The 20,860-nt window shown below is 72.1% G+C and carries 14 protein-coding genes; 4 read left to right on the forward strand and 10 right to left on the reverse strand.

Annotated elements, in window-relative coordinates; genetic code table 11:
- Positions 1–74: 74 nt before the first annotated feature.
- The gene (locus tag OJ254_RS30330) at positions 75–692 is read left to right on the forward strand and encodes a ScbR family autoregulator-binding transcription factor (protein ID WP_265364932.1); all 618 of its coding nucleotides are present in this window, start codon (positions 75–77) and stop codon (positions 690–692) included.
- Between the two features lie 143 nt (positions 693–835).
- Complete coding sequence (locus OJ254_RS30335) at positions 836–1,819, forward strand: ScbA/BarX family gamma-butyrolactone biosynthesis protein (RefSeq protein WP_265364933.1); 984 nt, start codon at positions 836–838, stop codon at positions 1,817–1,819.
- 48 nt (positions 1,820–1,867) lie between these two features.
- On the opposite strand, the gene OJ254_RS30340 is transcribed toward OJ254_RS30335, so the two are convergent.
- Together OJ254_RS30340 and OJ254_RS30345 are read right to left on the reverse strand one after the other, a co-directional pair.
- A complete protein-coding gene (locus OJ254_RS30340) occupies positions 1,868–4,234 on the reverse strand; it encodes an oxidoreductase (RefSeq protein WP_265365376.1) in 2,367 nt (788 codons plus the stop codon).
- A 2-nt stretch (positions 4,235–4,236) separates the two neighbouring features.
- Entirely contained in the window at positions 4,237–5,064 is an 828-nt protein-coding gene (locus OJ254_RS30345) for an enoyl-CoA hydratase family protein (RefSeq protein ID WP_030811271.1), read from the reverse strand.
- Positions 5,065–5,792: 728 nt separating this feature from the next.
- Between OJ254_RS30345 and OJ254_RS30350 the strand changes: the two genes are divergently transcribed.
- A complete protein-coding gene (locus OJ254_RS30350; RefSeq protein WP_265364934.1) occupies positions 5,793–6,380 on the forward strand; it encodes an ATP-binding protein in 588 nt (195 codons plus the stop codon).
- Here the strand turns inward: OJ254_RS30350 and OJ254_RS30355 are convergent.
- The 4 genes from OJ254_RS30355 to OJ254_RS30370 all read right to left on the reverse strand — a co-directional run bounded on the left by OJ254_RS30355 (position 6,343) and on the right by OJ254_RS30370 (position 12,433).
- Complete coding sequence (locus OJ254_RS30355) at positions 6,343–7,944, reverse strand: amino acid permease (RefSeq protein ID WP_265364935.1); 1,602 nt, start codon at positions 7,942–7,944, stop codon at positions 6,343–6,345. The two genes, OJ254_RS30350 and OJ254_RS30355, sit on opposite strands and share 38 nt — an antisense overlap.
- Before the next feature lie 302 nt (positions 7,945–8,246).
- Positions 8,247–9,251, reverse strand: coding sequence for an ornithine carbamoyltransferase (argF, locus tag OJ254_RS30360; protein WP_265364936.1), 1,005 nt, complete (start codon positions 9,249–9,251; stop codon positions 8,247–8,249).
- A 131-nt stretch (positions 9,252–9,382) separates the two neighbouring features.
- Positions 9,383–10,618 (reverse strand): arginine deiminase, encoded by a 1,236-nt coding sequence (locus tag OJ254_RS30365; RefSeq protein WP_261955184.1) that lies wholly within the window; start codon positions 10,616–10,618, stop codon positions 9,383–9,385.
- 246 nt (positions 10,619–10,864) lie between these two features.
- Positions 10,865–12,433 (reverse strand): MFS transporter, encoded by a 1,569-nt coding sequence (locus OJ254_RS30370; protein ID WP_265364937.1) that lies wholly within the window; start codon positions 12,431–12,433, stop codon positions 10,865–10,867.
- Between the two features lie 279 nt (positions 12,434–12,712).
- On the opposite strand from OJ254_RS30370, the gene OJ254_RS30375 reads away from it, so the two are divergent.
- Positions 12,713–13,684: a helix-turn-helix domain-containing protein gene (locus tag OJ254_RS30375; RefSeq protein ID WP_265364938.1), complete on the forward strand. Its 972-nt coding sequence runs from the start codon at positions 12,713–12,715 to the stop codon at positions 13,682–13,684.
- 299 nt (positions 13,685–13,983) lie between these two features.
- Here OJ254_RS30375 and OJ254_RS30380 read toward each other — a convergent pair whose 3' ends face one another.
- The 4 genes from OJ254_RS30380 to OJ254_RS30395 form a co-directional block, all read right to left on the reverse strand.
- Positions 13,984–16,929: a polynucleotide kinase-phosphatase gene (locus OJ254_RS30380; protein WP_423835985.1), complete on the reverse strand. Its 2,946-nt coding sequence runs from the start codon at positions 16,927–16,929 to the stop codon at positions 13,984–13,986.
- The gene (locus OJ254_RS30385; protein WP_265364940.1) at positions 16,926–18,641 is read right to left on the reverse strand and encodes a 3' terminal RNA ribose 2'-O-methyltransferase Hen1; all 1,716 of its coding nucleotides are present in this window, start codon (positions 18,639–18,641) and stop codon (positions 16,926–16,928) included. The genes OJ254_RS30380 and OJ254_RS30385 overlap by 4 nt, the downstream gene beginning before the upstream one ends.
- Before the next feature lie 126 nt (positions 18,642–18,767).
- Positions 18,768–19,691 (reverse strand): LLM class F420-dependent oxidoreductase, encoded by a 924-nt coding sequence (locus tag OJ254_RS30390; protein WP_265364941.1) that lies wholly within the window; start codon positions 19,689–19,691, stop codon positions 18,768–18,770.
- A gap of 666 nt (positions 19,692–20,357) precedes the next feature.
- Positions 20,358–20,813, reverse strand: a complete 456-nt coding sequence (locus tag OJ254_RS30395) for a DUF6099 family protein (protein WP_265364942.1) — start codon at positions 20,811–20,813, stop codon at positions 20,358–20,360.
- Positions 20,814–20,860: the final 47 nt, after the last annotated feature.

Here is a 20,860-nt window from a genome sequence, read left to right on the forward strand (position 1 = left end):
CGCAAATAGACTGCGCGGCCACGAGCGGCGGTCGAAGGCTAAACAACTCCAAGAGTGCATGCGGAGGATGATCTGTGGTCAAGCAGGAACGCGCACTGCGCACCCGACGCACGGTCCTCGAAGCAGCGGCTCATGTTATAGGACATCGCGGCTACCAGGCGGCCACCATGGCCGAGATCATCCAGCGTGCCGGCGTCACCAAAGGGGCGGTGTACTTCCACTTCACGTCCAAGGACGCGCTGGCCCGCGCCGTCATCACGGAGCAAGCCGAACCGTTCCTCCCACAGGTCAGCGCGTCCCGCCTGCAGGACGCCATCGACTTCACGCACCAGGTGTCCCTGGCGCTGCGCAGCGACCCCATGCTGCAGGCCGGCACCCGGATCGCGGTGGAGACGACCTTCAGCGAGGAACCGCTGATGCCGTATCAGGTGTGGACGGACATCATCACGACGATGTTCGGCGAGGCCCGGGACAACGGGGAATTACTGCCCGGCGTGACTCCCGAACGGGCGGCCGAGTTCTTCGTCGCCGCCTACATGGGCGTGCAGTTGTTCTCGCGGGCCGCCACCAATCGCGCCGACCTCCCCGAGCGGGTCACCGCACTGTGGAAGCACACCCTGCCGGGGCTGGCCGCGCCCGGCGCGCTGAGCCACCTCGATCCGCGCGGTCGCCGGACGCAGATCCGCATCTGACCCTCACCGCACTCCGACATGCGGCCCTGGGACATGTGGCCCCTGGCAAACAAACCACATGGTCCGTATCTTAGTCCCTCTGGGCCGTCGTCGATCGTTCGCCCGTGAGGGCGCTGAGCGCCGCACCGCAGAAAGGGACGCCTATGGCCAGCGCCACCCTGATGCCCTCCTCCTCACCCGATCAACACCACCGGCAGCGCCGGTGGGCGGGAGGAATCCGACCGACCTCGCCGCACACCCCGGTTCTCGGCGAGTACGGACACCGCACCACCGACTCCGAGGTGTTCCTCACCAACTGGCGGCGCGGTTCCGGCGACAGCTGGGTGGTGAGCGCCCAGTGGCCGGGGGCCCACGGCTTCTACGCACCGGTCGGCGGGCTGCACGATCCGCTGCTGTTGATCGAGACCGTGCGGCAGGCGGGGATATTGCTGAGCCATGTCGCGCACCGGGTACCGCTCGACCACCCCATCGCCTGGCAGCACGTCCGCTACGCCCTCGCCCCGCACGCGCTGCGCACCGCCGACGCACCGGCCGAGGTGGAGCTGCGGATCACCGACCATGACGTGGTGCGCCGCGGGAAGCGTCTGATCAGCGCTCGCCAGGAGTTCCGCGTCCGGTGCGACGGCGCCCACCTGGCCCATGCCCGGCTGATCTCCTCCTGTCACAGCCCGGCGGTCTACCGCCGGCTGCGCGGCAGATACAGCGACCTGGCGTTCGCCAACTCCCGTCGGCTGCCGGTGCCGGAGCCGGTCGGCCCGCGGCTGGTCGGCCGGGACCACGAGCGTGATGTGGTGCTCTCCCCCACCGACCACCCGGACCGCTGGCAACTGCGGGTCGACACCTCCCACCCGGTGCTCTTCGGCCATCCCGTCGACCACGCCCCCGGCATGCTGATGGTCGAGGCCGCCCGGCAGGCCGCCCAGGCGGTGACGCCCGGCGTGCCGACCCTGCCGGTCGCGCTGGAGTGCTCCTTCGAGCGGTACGCCGAGCTGGACGCGCCGAGTTGGGTGTGGGCGCGCACCCCGGAACCGGCCACGGCCGGCGGCGCGCGACGGGTCGAGGTCGGCGTGGAACAGCACGGAAGACCGGTGGCCGCCGCGCGGATCACCGGTGTGCCGGTGCCCTGAGGGGCCGGCTCCCCAGCGGCCCCGCCCGCGCTGCCCGTGCCTCCCCCGTCACCGCAGCGTGAGGCGGGGCTTCGGTGCGTCGGTGCGCCCGGTGGGCGGGGTGCGGCTGCCCGCCTGGTAGGGCAGCGGCCAGGGGGCGCCCGGGCCGGTGTAGCCCTGCTCGGCGGCGGCGTGCAGGGTCCAGTGCGGGTCGTAGAGGTGCGGTCGGGCCAGCGCGCACAGGTCGGTGCGCCCGGCCAGGACGAGGGAGTTCACGTCGTCCCAGGAGGAGATCGCGCCGACCGCGATGACCGGCACGCCGAGGGCGTTGCGGATCCGGTCGGCGAACGGCGTCTGGTACGAGCGTCCGTAGTCGGGGCGTTCGTCGGAGACGACCTGCCCGGTGGAGACGTCGATGGCGTCGGCGCCGTGCTCGGCGAACGCGCCCGCGAGGGCCACCGCGTCCTCGGCGGTGGTGCCGCCGTCGGCCCAGTCGGTGGCGGAGATCCGGACGGTCATCGGCCGGTCGTCCGGCCACACCTCGCGCACCGCGTCGAAGACGTCGAGCGGGAAGCGGAGCCGGCCGGCCAGGGAACCTCCGTAGGCGTCGGTGCGTTGATTGGTCAGCGGGGAGAGGAATCCGGACAGCAGATAGCCGTGGGCGCAGTGCAGTTCGAGGAGGTCGAAGCCACAGTCGGCGGCGCGTCGTGCGGCGTCGGTGAACTCCCGCCGGATATCCGCGAGTTCCTCGGTGGTCAGCTCGTGGGGGCGCTGGCTTCCGGGCTTGTAGGGGAGGGGGGACGCGGCGACGAGCGGCCAGTTGCCGGTGTCGAGCGGTTCGTCGATGCCGTCCCACATCAGCTTGGTGGAGCCCTTGCGGCCGGAGTGGCCGAGCTGTACGCCGACCGCGGTGCCGGGCGCCCGGGTGTGCACGAAGTCGGTGACGCGGCGCCAGGCCGCCGCCTGTTCGGACGTGTAGAGACCGGCGCAGCCCGGGGTGATCCGGCCCTGTTCGCTGACGCACACCATCTCGGTCATCACGAGTCCGGCCCCGCCGAGGGCCCGGGCGCCGAGGTGTACGAGGTGGAAGTCGCCGGGGACGCCGTCCTCGGAGGAGTACATGTCCATCGGTGACACGACCACGCGGTTGCGCAGGGTGAGTCCGCGCAGCCGGAAGGGCGTGAACATCGGCGGGGTGCCGGCCGGGATGCCCGCCTCGTCCTCGACGGCGGCGACGAATCCGGGGTCGCGCAGCCGCAGGTTGTCGTGGGTGACGCGACGGCTGCGGGTGAGCAGGTTGAAGGCGAACTGGCGCGGCGGCTGGTCGACGTACCCGGCGAGCTCCTCGAACCACGCGAGGCTGGCGCGGGCGGCCCGCTGGGTGGAGGCGACGACGGGCCGGCGCTCCGCCTCGTAGGCGGCGAGGGCCTGGGGGATGTCGGGCTGCTCCTGGAGACAGGCGGCCAGCGCCAGGGCGTCCTCGACGGCGAGTTTGGTGCCGGAGCCGATGGAGAAGTGCGCGGTGTGCGCGGCGTCGCCCAGCAGCACGGTGTTGCCGTGCGACCAGCGCTCGTTGACGACGGTGCGGAAGGCGATCCAGCTGGAGTTGTTGGACCGCAGGGCCCGGCCGCGCAGGGCGTCGGTGAAGACCTTGCCGCACCACTCCACCGACGTGCGCTCATCCGCCCGGTCCAGCCCGGCGGCCCGCCAGACCTCCTCCCGCATCTCCACGATGACGGTGCTGGCACCGGCGGCGGACGCGGGGGCGGCGGACTCCGCGGCAGGGCGGGCGTGGGGCGGGGTGGGTCCGGCGTCGGCGGAGGCAGGAGCGGGGGTGGGGGTGGAGGTGGGGGCGGCGTAGGGATAGGCGTGGAGCTGGACGACGCCGTGCTCGGTCTCGGCGATCTCGAAGCGGAAGGCGTCGAAGGCGAAGTCCGCGGCGAGCCAGATGTAGCGGCAGCGGTGGGTGGTCAGCTGCGGCCGGAAGACGTCGGCGTGCGCGGTGCGGGTCGCGCTGTGCACCCCGTCGGCGGCGATGACCAGGTCGTAGTCGCGGGCCAGTTCGGCGGCGGGCGGCGCCTCGGTGCGGAAGCGCAGCTCCACGCCGAGGCTGCGGCAGCGCCGGTGCAGTACGGCCAGCAGCCGGCGCCGGCCGAGTGCGGCGAAGCCGTGCCCGCCGGAGGTGAGGGTGCGGCCGCGGTGCACGATGTCGATGTCGTCCCAGCGGACGAACTCCGCCTGGAGCGCGCGGTAGACCTCCGGGTCGGCGTGCTCGATGCCGCCGAGCGTCTCGTCGGAGAGGACGACGCCGAAGCCGAAGGTGTCGTCGGGGGCGTTGCGCTCGAATACGGTGATCTCGCGGGTGGGGTCGAGCCGTTTGAGGAGCGCCGCGGCGTACAGTCCGCCCGGTCCGCCGCCGATGACCGCGACCCGCATGGCTATTTCCCCTGCCACTTGGGCGTCCGCTTCTCGGTGAAGGCGGCGTGGAATTCCGCGTAGTCGGCGCTGTTCATCAGCAGTGCCTGGGTCGCGGCGTCCATCTCCACGGCGGCGGCGAGCGGCATGTCGAGTTCGGCGGTGAGCAGCGCCTTGGTCTGTGCGTGCGCCAGCGCGGGTCCCTCGGCGAGCCGCCGGGCGAGCGCCGCGGCCGCCTCGTCGGCCCGGCCCTCGTCGGCCAACTCGCTGATGAGACCGAGCCGTTCGGCCTCCGGCGCCCGGACCGCGTCGCCGAGCATCAGCAGCCGGGTGGCGTGTCCGAGCCCGATGACCCGCGGCAGCAGATAGGCCGCGCCCATGTCACCGCCGGACAGCCCGACCCGGGTGAAGAGGAACGCGAAGCGGGCCGAGGGGTCGGCGACCCGGAAGTCCGCGGCCAGTGCGAGCACCGCACCGGCACCGGCCGCGACGCCGTGCACCGCCGCGATCACCGGGAACGGTGCCTCCCGCACGGCCCGCACGACCTGCCCGGTCATCCGGTTGAAGTCCAGCAGCTGGCCGGTGTCCATGCCCAGGGTGGCGCCGATGATCTCCTCGACATCACCCCCCGAGCAGAACCCGCGCCCCTCCCCCGCCAGCACGAGGGCGCGCACCGAGCGCTCCCGGGACAGCTCGGCGAGCAGATCACGGAGATCGGCGTACGCCTCGAAGGTCAGCGCATTGAGCTTCTCCGGTCGCGCCAGGGTGACCGTGGCGACCCCGTCCTCCCTGGTCACACGGATGTGCTGCCAGGCCTCTGTACTTCGGGCGGATCCTGCGAACGGACTCATCGGACTGCCTGCCCCTTCGGCGGGTCGGCCGGTGGTGCTCTTCCGGATGCCCTTCGAAGCTATCACTGTTCTGTGACTGTCGTCATGAGGGCGCGATATCGGGAACGCTGCGGCCGTCGGGAATTCCGTACGCATCGGGAATGCCTCGCCCTTTGGAATGCCGCGCCCCTCGGGGACACGGCGCCCGTTGGAGGCGCCCTGCGCATGGGGGACGCCGCGCCCGGCGGGGACGCCGTGCGCATCGGGAATGCCTCGCCCGTCGGGAATGTCGCGCGCATCGGGAATGCCGCGCCCCGCCTTCGCGTTGTCGGCCCCGAGGGGGCGCTCGCGACCACTAGGGGATCCGTTCCCCTGCCCCCTAAGGCCCTCCCCCGACCACCCCTGATCCAGCGCGACGGCACCATCGGGTCACCGCTCGCCCGCCGCCGCGGGGTCGCTCTCGCCCTCCGCCTGCGGGGGCACGCCTCGCCCGCCGCCTGCTGGTCACCGATCGCCCGGCCCGCGCCCGCTACCCGTTGCCCGTACGGCCCAGCCTGTACTCCCCGCCCCCGTACGAGCCCGCGCCCGGTCCGCCGGGTCGAAGGTCCCGCCCGTTCGGGACTTTCGTCCTGCGTCGCGTATGACCTGGGTCACTTTCCTTGCGGCCGCCCGGCCCTCCCCCGGCCGCCCCCGCGCTTCCTACGGTGGAACCGTCCGAGCCCGCCCCTCGCGAACGGAACGTCGCGCGCATGCTGGAAACGCCTCCGTCGTCGAACTGGCGCATCGCGCTTCCTCGGGGCGCGACGGCGGTCCCCATCGCCCGTGCGATGGTCCGCTGCGCCCTCCAGGACCTGGGGACCACGGCGGACCGCACCACCGCTCAGCTGCTGACCGCCGAGTTGGTCGCCAACGCGCTCAAGCACACCGGCGGCGATCACCCCATCGAGCTGGTGGTGGAGCGGGGGCCGGACGGGTGCCAGGTGGAGGTGCACGACGGCGACACGGTGCTCGTCGAAGGGCTGGGAGAGCCGGCGCCGATGGCGATGCTGATGTCGGCGGCCGGGCCGGGCGAGCCGCTGCCGATGACCGGACCGCGCGCGACCGGACCGGGCACAACCGGACCGGGCACGACCGAGCCAGGCACGACCGGACCGGGCGCACCGCTCCCAGCCCCCGCCGCTCCGGTAGCCGCAACCGCACCCCGCGTCCCAGCCATCCGGAACCGCGGGCTGCTCCTGGTGCGTTCCCTCAGCTCCGGCTCCGGTTGTCGGCGCACCCAGGACGGTAAGGCGGTGTGGTTCACCCTTCCCGAGGTGCACCGGACGCGCCGGCGCTGACCGCCGCCCCGCGCTCCTTGCCGTCGTCCCTCTCGTCGTCCTTCTCGCCGCTCTTCTCGCCGCTCTTCTCGTCGTCCTTCCCGTCGCCCCTCTGGCCGTCCTCCTCGCCGTCCGCAGCCGGCGCGGAGGCCGACCCGAGCCCGCCGCCCCCGGCGCCCTGGCCGAGGCGGGAGTGGCGGCGTCCGTAGAGCGCGTAGACCAGCGCGCCGGCCACCAGGAACGCCACGAACTGCAGCCAGGTCGCCGGTCCGGTCCCGTAGACCAGGTAGCCGCAGAACGCGATGCCGAGGATCGGGCTGAGCGGGAAGAACGGGACGCGGAAGCGGCGCGGCAGGTCGGGACGGGTCCGGCGGAGCACCAGCACGCTGAGATTGACCGCCGCCATGACCGCCAGCGTCCCGATGGTGGTCAGGTTCATCACGACGTCCAGGGGGACGACCGCGGCGGGCACCGCAAAGACGGCCGCGACGATCCAGGTGTTGGCGACCGGCGTGGACGTACGCGGCGAGATCCGTTCGAAGACGCGCGGGACCAGTCCGTCCCGGGACATCGACATCAGGATGCGGGTCTGCCCGTACATCACCGCGAGAACGACGGACGCGATGGCGACCACCGCGCCGAAGGCGATCACGCCGCCGCCGAGTGCGGAGTGGGTGACCCGGTTGACGATCAGCGACAGCGCGGCCGGCTGGTCGGCCACCTGGTCGGAGGAGAGCGCGCCGATGGCGGAGACCGCGACCAGGCAGTACAGCACGGTGACCACGCCGATGCAGATCATGATCGCGAGCGGGATGTTCCGCCGCGGGTTCCTGACCTCTTCCCCAGCCGTGGTGATCGCGTCGAAGCCGATGTACGAGAAGAAGGCGACCGAGGCGCCGGAGGTGATGCCGGCGATGCTCTGCGGTGCGAACGGCGAGAGGTGGCCGGCCCGGAAGGCGGTGAGGCCGATCGCGCAGAACAGCACCAGGATCGCCAGCTTCAGCACCGCCATCGCGGCGGTCGCGCGGGCGCTCTCCCGGATCCCGCGGACCAGCAGCAGCGCGGCGAGCAGGATCACGACGACGGCGGGGACGTTGACGATCCCGCCCTCACCGGGCGGGTTGGAGAGTGCGGCCGGCAGCTGCCAGCCGGTCAGACTGCCCAGCAGTTCGTTCAGGTACTGGCCCCAGCCGACGGCCACGGCCGACACCGAGACGCCGTATTCGAGCAGCAGGCACCAGCCCACGAGGAAGGCGGTGCGCTCGCCGAGGGTGGCGTACGCGTAGGAGTACGAGCTGCCGGACACCGGGATCGCGCCGCCCAGTTCCCCGAAGGAGAAGGCGGTGAAGACGCAGGTGACGGCGGCCAGCAGGAAGGAGACGATGACCGCGGGGCCGGCCTCGGCGACGGTGTCGGACAGGCCGACGAAGATGCCGGTGCCGACGATGGCGCCGATACCGAAGCAGACGAGCTGGAAGAGGCCCATGCTGCGCTGGAGGCCGTTGCCTTCCCGGTCCGCGCCCGATTCGGCGACGAGGAGGTCGGGGGACTTGATGCGCAGGCCGGAGGGACCAGGGGCACGCATGGGAGTTCTCTCTCTGGTGGTGCGGTGCGCGTGGCACGGGTGGGCCACGCACGAAGCGGGGTCCGGACCGGTGGGTCCGAACCCCGCGAGCGGCTCGATGGTAGCTGCCGGAGCCGCATGATCGCCCTGTCGGGCGTATGCCTATGCAGTGTGATGTTGCCGACGGCCGACGAGCGGCCGTACCGCGACGCCCCTGGCCGAAGAAACCTGAGAGACCGGAGAGACCGGAGAGACCAGAGGGGGCGAAGCCCTCCGACTCCCCTGGCCGGAGAGACCGGGCACAGAGGTGAAGCCCGCCGCCGCTAGCCGGCGAGCGTCGCGACCAGTACCGCCTTGATGGTGTGCATCCGGTTCTCCGCCTCGTCGAAGACGACCGAGTGCGCGGACTCGAAGACCTCGTCGGTGACCTCCAGCGAATCGAGGCCGTGCCGTGCGTGGATGTCCCGGCCGACCGCCGTGCCCAGGTCGTGGTACGCGGGCAGGCAGTGCAGGAACTTCACGTCCGGCTTGCCGGTGGCGCGCAGCACGTCCATCGTGACCGCGTACGGGGCCAGCAGCGCGATCCGCTCGTCCCACACCTCCTTGGGCTCACCCATGGACACCCAGACGTCGGTGGCGACGAAGTCCGCCCCGCGCACGCCCTCGGCGACGTCCTCGGTGAGGGTGATCCGGGCCCCGCTGGCGTCGGCCAGCTCGTATGCCCGGGCGATCACCGTCTCCTCGGGCCACAGCTCCTTCGGCGCGACGATCCGTACGTCCATGCCGAGCAGGGCGCCGGTGACGAGGTAGGAGTTGCCCATGTTGTTGCGGGCGTCGCCGAGGTAGGCGAAGGCGGTCTCCTCCAGGGGGCGGCCGTGGCCGTGTTCCACCATGGTCAGAACGTCGGCGAGCATCTGGGTCGGGTGCCAGTCGTCGGTCAGCCCGTTGAAGACCGGTACGCCGGCGTGGGCGGCCAGTTCCTCGACGTCGGACTGGCGGCTGCCGCGGAACTCGATGCCGTCGAACATCCGGCCCAGCACCCGCGCGGTGTCCTTGACCGACTCCTTGTGCCCGATCTGCGAGCCGGACGGGTCGAGGTAGGTGGTCGAGGCCCCCTGGTCCGCGGCCGCGACCTCGAAGGAACAGCGGGTCCTGGTGGAGGTCTTCTCGAAGATCAGGGCGATGTTCTTGCCGCGGAGGCGGGGGACCTCGGTGCCGGCGCGCTTCGCCGCTTTCAGCTCGGCCGCGAGGTCGATCAGTCGGCGGAACTCCTCGGCGCTGAAGTCCAGCTCCTTGAGGAAGTGGCGGCCCGTGAGATCTATCGCCATCGGTCGGCTCCTGTTTAGCAGCGGTCGGGGGACGGGGTTGGAAGTGTATACGACATGCCGTATCTATATACGACGACCGGTCTCCGTGCGGCTGCACGCCATGTGCGCCCCGCCCACCGCCGCCGCACGCCTCAGCCTGCCCCGGGCACCGCATCCCTCGCCACCGGACAGCTCATACAGCGCGGACCGCCCCGCCCGCGCCCCAGCTCGCTCCCCGGAATCGTGATCACCTCGATGCCGCGCTTGCGCAGAAACGTGTTCGTGGTGACGTTCCGCTCGTAGGCCACCACCACGCCGGGCTCCACGGCGAGCACGTTGCAGCCGTCGTCCCACTGCTCGCGCTCCGCGGAGTGCACGTCCTGGGTCGCGGTCAGCACCCGGATGTCGGACAGTCCCAGCGAGGCCGCTATGGCGCGGTGCATGTGCTCCGGCGGGTGATCGGTGACCTTGAGGTCCGTCTCGCCCGAGCCGGGCTCGATGGTGTACGAGCGGAGCATGCCGAGCCCCTCGTACTGGGTGAAGGTGTCCCCGTCGATCATGGTCATGACGGTGTCCAGGTGCATGAACGCCCGCCGCTTGGGCATGTCCAGCGCCACGATCGTGCGCGCCGAACCGGCCGCGAACAGCCCGCGCGCCAGCAGTTCGACGGCCTGGGGAGTGGTCCGCTCGCTCATCCCGATCAGCACCGCACCGCTGCCCATGACCAGGACGTCGCCGCCCTCGATCGTCGAGGGGTAGTCCGCCTGCCCCTCCGACCAGACGTGGAAGTCCTCGCCGCGGAAGAGCGGGTGGTAGCGGTAGATCGCCTCGTAGTGGACGGTCTCGCGCTGCCGGGCCGGCCAGCGCATCGAGTTGATCGACACCCCGTCGTAGATCCAGGCGGAGGTGTCGCGCGTGAAGAGGTGATTGGGCAGCGGACCCAGCAGGAAGTCGTCCAGATCCATCACGTGGAAGCGGACCGAGGTCGGTTCGGGGTGCTGCTCAAGGAACTCACGCTTGGTCATCCCGCCGACCAGCGCCTCGACGAGTTCCGGCACCGGCAGTTCGTCGAAGGCGGCGCGCAGATGGTCGGTGGCCAGCGGTCCGTACAGCTTCTCGTCGAAGACCCGGTCCAGGACCAGCTCGCGGGCCGCGGGGATCTGCAGGCTCTCGGCCAGCAGATCCCCGAAGAGGTGCACTTCGACGCCACGGTCGCGCAGTACGTCCGCGAAACCGTCGTGCTCGGCCCGCGCCCGGCGTACCCACAGCACGTCGTCGAAGAGCAGGGCGTCCTTGTTGGAGGGGGTGAGCCGCTTCAGCTCCAGATCGGGACGATGCAGGATGACCCGGCGCAGCCGCCCGGCCTCGGAGTCGACTTGGAATCCCATCTCCCCATCTTGGCCGCTCGGGGGGCCGGGTGGAGGGAGTCGGGCGATGTGGGGTACACGGGTCGGCCGACGGGGGCGGCTGGGCCCGGGTGGGCTGCGGGCTGGTGGTGGCCGGTCCCGGTCTTGGCCCGCCCCGGTGGTGGTCGGTCCCGGTGGTGGTCGGTCCCGGTGGTGGTCGGGTCGGGCGACTTGCGGGTGTGGGTGGGCGGAAGGTGCGGAGCGGGGCCGGGCGGGGTGGGCGCCTGCCTAGGAGGTGGGTGGTCGGCGCTGCCCGGCGGTCGCCCTACGGTCCCGAGGGCGGTTGGCCGGGTGCGTGGCCCGGCCGCCGGTGGCCCGGGCGCCACCGCCGCCCGTCCGTAGCGTGATCGCCGCCCCCACGGCGACCGCACCCGTCACCGCCGCGACGATCCAGCCGACCTTCAACGCGCCCAATTCCGGCCCCTGTTGACCGTGCCCCTGCCCCTGCTGCTGGCCTTGGCCCTGCCCTCCCATGACGGCGATCAGTACGGCCACCCCGAGCGCCGTACCCACCTGCCGGGACACCATCAGCACCCCGGACCCCACGGACAACCGCCGCGCGGGCAGCAGCCCCGCGGCGGCGAACATCACCGGCTGGTACAGGCCGGCGCCGATTCCCGCGAGGACCAGGCCCGGCAGGAAGCGCACCGCGTAGTGCGTGCCCGCGCCGCCGTCGTCCACGCACCCGAGCCACCACGACGCGGCCGCGACGAAGCAGAGCGACCCGATGACGCCGGCGGCGCGTTCGCCGACCGCCCGGACGATCCGGCCCGAGAGCGCGGAGACCACCAGCACCGTGAGCGGCCAGGGGGCCAGCGCCAGCCCGGCCGTCCGGACCGAGTAGTGCCAGACATCGGTGAACAGCAGCGTCGCGCCCAGCATCATCACGGAGTACGCGACGAAATAGCTCAGCAGCCCCAGGGTGGCCGCCCCGAAACCGGGCGTCCGGAACAGGGCCGGGTCCACGACGGGTTCCACGGCGCGCCGCGCATGCCGTACGCCGAGGACACCGGCCGCCACGCCGACGCCGAGGACGACCAGGGTGGCCGGCGCGGTGTAGCCCCACTCCGGGGCCTGTACGCACGCGGTCACCAGCGCCCCGATGCACACCAGCACCAGCGCCGCACCCGGCAGGTCCCACCTCTGCCGGGCCCCACGACCGCCCACGGAGCGCGGCAGCAACCGCACCCCCGCCGCGACCGCGAGGACCACGACCGGCACGTTGATCAGGAAGACCAGCCGCCAGTCGGAGGCCGCCAGTAGTCCGCCGATCACCGGCCCGGAACTCGCCGCGACCGCACTGACCGCCGTCCACGCACCGACCGCGGTCGCCCGCTCGTGCGGCGGGAAGACGGGCAGCGCGAGGGAGAGCGAGGTGGGGATCAGCACCGCCGCCGCCACGCCCTGCACCACGCGGGCCGCGACCAGCAGCCCCAGCGTGGGCGCCGCGCCGCAGGCCGCCGAGGCCAGGCCGAACAGCACCATGCCGATCAGGAAGCAGCGCCGTCGCCCCGCCTCGTCGGCGATCCGTCCTGCCGGTACGAGCAGCGCGGCGAGGACGACGGTGTAGCCGTTGAGCACCCACGACAGCGCGGAGGCGGACGCGGGCGCGAAGTCCCGGCCGATCGCCGGGAAGGCGATGGTGACGGCGATCAGGTCGAGTACGGCGAGGAACTGGGCCGCGGACGCGATCGCCAGTACCAGCCAGCGGCGGGGGTCGGCGGGGGCGTCGTCCCGGGCCGCGACACCCGGCACCTTCGTGGACACCGCCGCCGGCCCGGCCCCGAGCTCTTTCATAGGCGCTTCCGCTGGCCCGTCCCCGAGCGCTTCCGCAGACACCTCCGCCGGCCCGCTCCCGAACTCTTCCGCAGACACTTCCGCCGGTCCGGCCCCGAGCTCTTCCGTAGAAGCTTCCGCCGGCCCTTCCGCCGGCTCCTCCGCGGGCCCACGCGTCCCATGGCATTTCGAAACAGAACTGGTCATGCCGCTCAGCATCGAACGCCGCGCCCAGCCTCACGAGTGGCAGCCCTGACAACACCCGCTACATTCCTGCCACCTCCCTGTCATACTCGGCCCATGCCGTCCATCGCCGTCGCCGTCACCGACGGCATCCCGTTCTTCGAACTCGCCATCCCCTGCCACATCTTCGGCTTCGACCGCATCCAGACCCCTCCGGGCTGGTACGACCTGCGGGTGTGCGCGATCGGCGCGGACGGCGCCGCCCCCCGCACCGGCCCCTGGTTCCATGCCCAGACCCCTTACGGGATCGAGGAGTTGGTGACTGCCGACACCGTCCTCGTACCGGGCTCGGCGGATGTGCACGGCGATCCGCCGGACGAACTCGTCGCGGCACTGCGCGAGGCACACCGCCGCGGCGCGCGGCTGGTCTCCCTCTGCTCCGGCGCCTTCACCCTCGCCGCCACCGGACTCCTCGACGGCCGCACGGCCGCCACGCACTGGATGTACGCGGCTCTGCTTGCCGAGCGCTATCCGGCCGTCACCGTCGACTCCTCGGTCCTCTACGTCGACCACGGCGATGTGCTGACGGGCGCCGGGTCGACCGCGGCCATCGACGTCTGCCTGCACCTCGTACGGGAGGACTTCGGCACCGAGACGGCCAACTCGCTGGCCCGCCAACTGGTCGCCCCGGCCCACCGTCCCGGTGGGCAGGCGCAGTACATCGAGACGCCCCTGCCCGAGCGCCGCGACGACTCGCTCGCGCCGCTGCTGCACTGGGCCACCGAACGGCTGCGCCGACCGCTGACCGTCGCCGACCTCGCCCGCCGCGCCAACACCAGCCCGCGCACCCTCGTCCGCCGCTTCCACGCGGCCACCGGCACCACGCCCATGCAGTGGCTCCAGACCCAACGCATCGGGCGGGCCCGCGAGTTGCTCGAACGCACCGACCTGCCCGTCGACCGGGTGGCCGAACTGTCCGGCCTGGGCAGCGCCGCCAACCTCCGCCGCCACTTCACCCGCACGGTAGGCGTACCGCCGAACGACTACCGACGGTCCTACCGCGCGACGAACGCGACGAGGACGGCTTGACGGCGGGCGTTACGAGGCCAACCTGACGCCGGGCGCGGCGAGATCGGCCTGACGCCGGGCGCGACGAGACCGACCTGACAGCGGGCGCGACGAGATCGACCTGACGGCGGGCGTGACGAGGCCAACCTGACAGCGGGCGTGACGAGACCGACCTGGCGGCGAGCGTGACGAGACCGACCTGACGCCGGGCGCGCCGCCCACGGGCTGACCAACGCCCCCTGCCCACGGCGGCCCGCCGAGCGAGCGCCACCGAGGGCAGGACCGACGAGCGCGCCGCCTCGGTCAGCGGGCCGCCGCCCCTACAGCCGCGGGTCCACCGGCTCCGACTCCAGCGCGAGCACGCCGAACACCGCCTCGTGCACCCGCCACAGCGGCTCGCCCTCCGCCAGCCGGTCCAACGCCTCCAGCCCCAGCGCGTATTCCCGCAGTGCCAGCGAACGCTTGTGGCCCAGGTGGCGTATGCGCAGCCGCTTGAGGTTCTCCGGGCGGGTGTACTCCGGCCCGTAGATGATGCGCAGGTACTCGCGACCACGGCACTTGACGCCCGGCTGGACGAGCCGTCCGTCCGGCTGCCGTATCAGTGCCTCCACCGGTTTGACGACCATCCCCTCGCCGCCGTCCGCAGTCAGCTCCAGCCACCACCGGATGCCGGCCGCGACCGACGCCTCGTCCTCGGTGTCGACGATGATCCGCCGGGTCGTGGCCAGCAGCCCGGTCCCGCCGGCGGCACGTCCGCCTCCGGACGCCCCGTCCTGCTTGCCGGACACCGTGCTCTCCGCCGCCACGATCCGGTCGATCAGCGCCAGTTGCTCCGTATGCGCCAGCCCGGCGAGGCTGCGCCCCTGTACGGCGAGGATCTGGAACGGCGCCAGCCGCACTCCCTCCAGCGCCCCGAGCCCCTTCGGCACCGGACCGAGCCGATCCGGAACCAGCCCGAGCTCCTCCGGCACCGGGCCGAGTCCCTTTGGCACCGGGCCGCTACCCGGCGCCGCGCCCGCACGCGCAGGCGCACCCGCACCCGCGAGGGCGCCCCCGTCCACTGCCTCCGCCGCCTGGAGCGGAACCACCGGGTCCGACGGGGCCGACGGCGCCGACGGGGCCGACGGCGCCGACGGGGCCGAGGGGTCCGACGCGTCCGGCCCGTCCGGCGTCGCCCGCCCGCCGACGCGCCAGCAGTAGCGCCGGTACGCCGCCGTGAACGCCGCGGCGTCCGCCGCCCGGTCCCGCTGCCGCTGGAGCAGCGGTCCCACCTCGACGCCACGGCCGGCCGCCGCCTCCAGCGCGCCGAGCACGCCCGGGAACGCCGCCCCGGACGCCGCGCCCACCGCCGCGTACTGCTTGCGCAGCAACCCGGTCGCCTTGAGCGACCACGGCATCAGCTCGGCGTCCAGCAGCAGCCAGTCGGTCTCCAGCTCCTCCCAGAGACCGGCCTCCGCGACGCACGCAGCGACCCGCCGCAACAGGGTCCCGGTCGCCTCCCGGTCGTCGAAGAACGGCCGTCCCGTACGGGTGTAGAGCGCACCCGGGACCCCCTTGGGCGCCCCGAAGCGCTCCGCGGCCACCGTCTCGTCCCGGCACACCAGCGCCACCGCACGGGAACCCATGTGCTTCTCCTCGCACACCACTTCCCGTACGCCGTCCGCGCGGTACCCCGCGAAGGCCTCTGCCGGGTGCTCCAGGTAGCCGTCCTCCTGCGACGTCGCGCAGGGCGCCATCGTCGGCGGGAGGTACGGCAGCAGCCGCGGGTCGATCGCGAAGCGGCTCATGACCTCCAGTGCGGCCGCCGCGTTCTCTTCCTTCACGGCGAGCCGGCCCATGGAGCGGGTCTCCACGATCCGGCGGCCGGCCACGTCGTCCAGGTCGAGCGGACGGCCGTCCGCACCGCCCGGCGCCTCGGTGGCGAGCGGCTTCGCCGGCTCGTACCAGACGCGTTCGGCCGGTACGTCCACCAGCTCCCGCTCCGGCCAGCGCAGCGCGGTCATCCGGCCGCCGAAGACGCAGCCGGTGTCCAGGCAGATGGTGTTGTTCAGCCAGGTGGCGCGCGGGGTGGGCGTGTGTCCGTAGACGACGGCGGCGCGGCCGCGGTAGTCCTCGGCCCACGGGTAGCGCACCGGCAGGCCGAACTCGTCGGTCTCGCCGGTCGTGTCGCCGTACAGCGCGAAGGACCGCACCCGGCCGGACGTCCGGCCGTGGTACTTCTCCGGCAGCCCGGCGTGGCACACCACCAGTCCGCCACCGTCGAGGACGTAGTGGCTCACCAGCCCGTGCAGGAACGCCCCCACCTCGTCCCGGAAGGCGGCGTCCTCCTTCTCCAGCTGTTCGATGGTCTCGGCGAGGCCGTGGGTGTGCTGGACCTTGCGGCCCTTGAGGTAGCGGCCGAGCTTGTTCTCGTGGTTGCCCGGTACGCAGAGCGCGTGCCCGGCTCCGACCATGCCCATCACCAGCCGCAACACGCCGGGGCTGTCCGGTCCGCGGTCGACGAGGTCCCCGACGAACACGGCGGTACGGCCCTCGGGGTGCGCCGCGTCCACGGCCCTGCCGAGCCCGTCGCGCACCGGGACGTACCCCAGCCGGCCGAGCAGCGACTCCAGCTCGGAACGGCAGCCGTGGATGTCTCCGATGATGTCGAACGGCCCTGTGAGGTGCCGTAGGTCGTTGAACCTGCGCTCCCTGACGACCTCGGCGGCATCGGCCTCCGCCTGGCCTCTGAGGTGGTGCACCTTGCGGAATCCCTCACGCTCCAAGTGGCGCAGGGAACGGCGCAGTTCGCGCTGATGGCGCTGGATGACGCGGCGCGGCAGCCCGGCCCGGTCGGCACGCGTCGCGTTGCGCTCGGCGCACACCTGCTCGGGCACGTCCAGCACGATCGCCACCGGAAGGACGTCGTGCTCCCGCGCCAGTCTCACCAGCTGGGTGCGCGCTTCGGACTGCACGTTGGTGGCATCGACGACCGTCAGCCGCCCGGCCGCCAGCCGCTTCCCGACGATGAAGTGCAGCACGTCGAACGCGTCGCCGCTCGCGCTCTGGTCGTTCTCGTCGTCGCTGACCAGCCCGCGGCAGAAGTCGGAGGAGATGACCTCCGTCGCCTTGAAGTGCCGGGCCGCGAAGGTCGACTTACCGGACCCCGTCGCTCCGATCAGCACCACCAGCGACAGGTCCGGTACCTCGAGCACCCGCCGCCCCACGCGCCCCTCGCCTTCGTCTTCGCCTTCCACCACTGCTTCCACACGGTCGACGCCCGTCATACCGCAACCTCCTCCCCACTCACAGAACTGCTTCCGTCTTCACGTCCCCCGGCACCGGGACCGACACCCACACCGTCACTGGCACCATGACCGGCAAGGGCACTGACGCCCTCACCGACACGGGCACGGGCACCGTGACTGGCACCGGCACTAGCACCGTGACCGGCACGGACACCGTCACCGTTTCCGGCTCCGGCTCCGGCCCCAGCCCCAGCCCCAGCGGCACTCTCGCCCCGGCCCACGGCTCGGCCTGCGCCCTTCCCGCCGCCGGCCTCCTCCGCCCTGCGGAAATGGGCGAGCTGGGTCGGCGGGCCGACCTCGGGGTCGTCCTGCCCCACCGGGCCGAAGTCCACCTCGTAGCCGTGCCGCGCGGCCACCTCCCGCGCCCAGCCCCGGAACTCCTCCCGGGTCCACTCGAAGCGGTGGTCCGCATGCCGTACGTGCCCGGCCGGCAGCGACTCCCAGCGCACGTTGTACTCGACGTTCGGCGTCGTCACCACGACCGTCCTCGGCCGGGCCGCCCCGAACACCGCGTACTCCAGTGCCGGCAACCGCTCCGGGTCGACGTGCTCGACGACCTCGCTCAGCACCGCCGCGTCATACCCCTTCAGCCGCGCGTCGGTGTACGCCAGCGACCCCTGTACGAGCCGTACGCGCGCCGCCTGCCGCTCGGACATCCGGTCCAGCCGCAGCCGGCGCCGCGCCTCATGCAGCGCACGCATCGACACGTCCACACCGACGATCTCGGTGAACTGCGGGTCCTTGAGCAGCGCACCGACCAACTGACCCTGCCCACAACCGAGATCGAGCACCCGCGCCGCTCCGGCCGACCGCAGCACCGCGAGAATCGCCTCCCTCCGCTGTACGGCGAGCGGCACCGGCCGTTCCTCGGTGTCCGCCTCCTCGTCCACCGCGTTGTCGATCTCCTCGGCGGCCACGTCGTCCGACTCGGCCAGCCGCTCCAGCTCCAGCCGCGCCATGGCCTCCCGGGTCAGCGCCCAGCGCCGCGCGAGATAGCGGCCGACGATCACCCGTTGCTCCGGGTGCTCCTCCAACCAGCCCTCGCCTGCCCGCAGGAGCTTGTCGACCTCATCGGGCGCGACCCAGTAGTGCTTGGCGTCGTCCAGCACCGGCAGCAGCACGTACAGATGCCGCAGCGCCTCGGCGAGCGTGCACTCCCCTTCCAGTACGAGCCGTACGTAGCGGGAGTCACCCCACTCCGGGAACGTCTCGTCCAGCGGCACCGCCTCGGCCAGCACCTGCCACCCCAGCGGCCGGAACAGCTTGCGCACCAGTTCCGCACCGCCCCGGGCCGGCAGCACGGGCACCTCGATGCGCAGCGGCATCGCCCGCGCCACCAGCTCCGGCCGCGCCGCGCACTGCCCCTTCATCGCGCTGGAGAAGACGCTCCGCAACGCCACCGCCAGCAGCGAGGAGGCCGCATACGGGCGGTCGTTGACGTACTGCCCGAGCGCCGAGTCCGGAGCGCCGCCACGGCCCTTGCCACGGCTCCGGCGAACCAGGGCAATGGGATCGACCTCCAGCAGCAGCGCCGCGGTGCACCGTTCCGTATCCGCCTCCGGGTACAGGACATGCGCGGTGCCGTGCGCCGTCGAGAACTGCTGCGCCTTGTCGGGATGCTTGTGCAGCAGGAATCCGAGGTCGGTCGCAGGACGGTCGGCGCTGCCGGTGGTGGTTATCGTCAGGAACACCCGTCCGAGTATTGCGGCACCGCGCCCCGATCCCCACCAGTTTTTCCGGCAGCCCCGCTCCCCCGCACAACCCCGGCCCGGCCGAAGCAACGCAGTCGGTCCAAGCCGGCGCCAGCCCTGCCCGACTCAGCCCAGCTGCGACTGCACCTGGTCCGAGATCAGCTGCAGGTGGTCCAGGTCATCGAGGTCCAGGATCTGCAGGTAGACACGGGAAGTGCCGATGGCGGCATAGCGCCCGATCTTGTCGACGACCTCCGCGGGGGAACCCGCGAGGCCGTTGGCCTTCAGTTCGTCCACGTCCCGCCCGATGGCCGCGGCCCGCCGTGCCACCTCCGCATCGTCCTTGCCGACGCAGGCCACCAGGGCGTTGGAGTACACCAGCTCATCACCCTTCCTCCCGGCGGCTTCGGCGGCCGCCCGCACCCGTCCGAACTGGCGCTCACTGTCTTCGAGCGAGGCGAAGGGAATGTTGAACTCATCGGCGTACTGCGCGGCCAGCCGCGGCGTACGGGTCGCACCGTGCCCACCGATCAGCACCGGCACCTTGGCCTGCGCGGGCTTGGGCAGCGCCGGCGACTTCTCCAGCTGGTAGTAGGTCCCGTCGTAGGTGAACTCCTTTCCTGTCTCGGTGGCCCACAGGCCCGTGATGATCGCCAGCTGCTCCTCCAGCCGCGCGAACTTCTCCTTGGGGAACGGGATGCCGTACGCCTTGTGCTCCTCCTCGAACCACCCTGCGCCGAGGCCGAGTTCCACCCGGCCGCCCGACATCTGGTCGACCTGCGCCACCTGAATGGCCAGCACACCCGGCAGCCGGAAGGTGCCCGCCGTCATGAGCGTGCCGAGCCGGATCCGCTTCGTCTCACGCGCCAGGCCCGCCAGGGTGATCCAGGCGTCCGTCGGACCGGGCAGCCCGTCGCCGTTGCCCATGCTCAGGTAGTGATCGGAACGGAAGAACGCGTCGAAGCCGAGGTCCTCCGTGGCCTTGGCGACCTTCAGGAGCGTGTCGTAGGAAGCCCCCTGCTGGGGCTCGGTGAAGATTCGTAGGTCCATACCTCCATCCTGCACGTCCTGCGGCGGACCAACCGCGGCAGTGCGTCGTTGCCTGGCCTTGCTTCAGGTCGGACCGGACCCGCCCGGTCCCGGCCGGACCCTGCTCATTCATCGCTGCCGGCTGCCCGACCGTGCGGGGCGGTCGATCGACACGCCTCGGGCAAACCTCGGCTGTGGCAAGGGCCGGTGATGATCGGCGGATTCAGGCCCGTCGGGGGCGGCCCTACCCATGAGCGGGCTTCAAGGGGGCACGAAAGCGACGGGCGACGGTGTATGAACGGCGGGGCCGGACCTGTGCCGGTGCACGACTGGCCGCGGGCAACGGGCGGTGTCTGGTGACGGCGGGCGAGGGCGCGAGGTCAGGGGCGGGGGTGCTGGGCACAGCCAGGTGCACTCGGCAGTGGCAGGGGCACCGGCAGCGGTGGCTGAGCCGGTCGGTGGCAGCGATAGCTGAGCCAGTCGGTGGCAGGCCGGTCTCCGGCCAGCAGGTCGGTCTCCGGCCAGCAGGTCGGGTGATCAGCGGCAGGCGGAGTGGCCGACGCACAGGGTGCGCAGGACATCCCGTGGGAAGGAGTGGCGGCGCTGCCTGTGACGACTACCCCTGTAGTCAGGGCTATCGCCGTCGTCAGGGCCACTGCTGCCCTCGGGCTTCTCCTGTGGTCGTACTCAGGCAGGGTTCCGGTCACGCACCTCCAGCTTCTCCAGTATTCCGGTAACGCGGTCTCTCGATTCGTCGAGCGTGTCCATCGCCTCCACGCACGTCCAGTAGGTTCCTTCCTCCTCTGCGAGCAGCACCACTCCGACCAGTGCTTCGCATACCTCGCGCAGCAGTCGGCACAGCCCCGTCAAGGCAGCCCTGACATCACGGACTTCGGAGAGCTGCGCCGCCCGCAGTCCGCCGCCGATCGGCGTCGAGCACGGCAGTCCCCCGCTGAACCGCCCGCTCGCGTCGCCCAGCCCTTGGGCCCGGGACCGCACCTCGTACGGCCCGAATATCGCGAGATGGCTGCCTATCGCCTCCGCCAAGGCCTGCGCCTGCCACGCCTCGACGATCACGTCCTGCACCGTGGTCGACTCCGCCAGGCCGCACCGGCTGGCCGCGATGATCCGCACCGCGTCCATCCTCTCCCTCCTTCCTTCTTTCTTCGCATGCACCCCGCACTCCTTTC

It is taken from the genome of Streptomyces endophytica (assembly GCF_026153355.1).
Lineage (GTDB): Bacteria > Actinomycetota > Actinomycetes > Streptomycetales > Streptomycetaceae > Streptomyces > Streptomyces endophytica.

Bases quoted from the DNA above. Each gene is read 5' to 3' on its own strand.
- argF (WP_265364936.1), bottom strand. From the start codon at position 9,251: ATGGCGATAGATCTCACGGGCCGCCACTTCCTCAAGGAGCTGGACTTC.
- OJ254_RS30345 (WP_030811271.1), bottom strand. From the start codon at position 5,064: ATGAGTCCGTTCGCAGGATCCGCCCGAAGTACAGAGGCCTGGCAGCAC.
- OJ254_RS30350 (WP_265364934.1), top strand. From the start codon at position 5,793: ATGCTGGAAACGCCTCCGTCGTCGAACTGGCGCATCGCGCTTCCTCGG.
- OJ254_RS30390 (WP_265364941.1), bottom strand. From the start codon at position 19,691: ATGGACCTACGAATCTTCACCGAGCCCCAGCAGGGGGCTTCCTACGAC.
- OJ254_RS30370 (WP_265364937.1), bottom strand. From the start codon at position 12,433: ATGAAAGAGCTCGGGGCCGGGCCGGCGGCGGTGTCCACGAAGGTGCCG.
- OJ254_RS30335 (WP_265364933.1), top strand. From the start codon at position 836: ATGGCCAGCGCCACCCTGATGCCCTCCTCCTCACCCGATCAACACCAC.
- OJ254_RS30380 (WP_423835985.1), bottom strand. From the start codon at position 16,929: ATGACGGGCGTCGACCGTGTGGAAGCAGTGGTGGAAGGCGAAGACGAA.
- OJ254_RS30340 (WP_265365376.1), bottom strand. From the start codon at position 4,234: ATGCGGGTCGCGGTCATCGGCGGCGGACCGGGCGGACTGTACGCCGCG.
- OJ254_RS30395 (WP_265364942.1), bottom strand. From the start codon at position 20,813: ATGGACGCGGTGCGGATCATCGCGGCCAGCCGGTGCGGCCTGGCGGAG.
- OJ254_RS30375 (WP_265364938.1), top strand. From the start codon at position 12,713: ATGCCGTCCATCGCCGTCGCCGTCACCGACGGCATCCCGTTCTTCGAA.
- OJ254_RS30355 (WP_265364935.1), bottom strand. From the start codon at position 7,944: ATGCGTGCCCCTGGTCCCTCCGGCCTGCGCATCAAGTCCCCCGACCTC.
- OJ254_RS30365 (WP_261955184.1), bottom strand. From the start codon at position 10,618: ATGGGATTCCAAGTCGACTCCGAGGCCGGGCGGCTGCGCCGGGTCATC.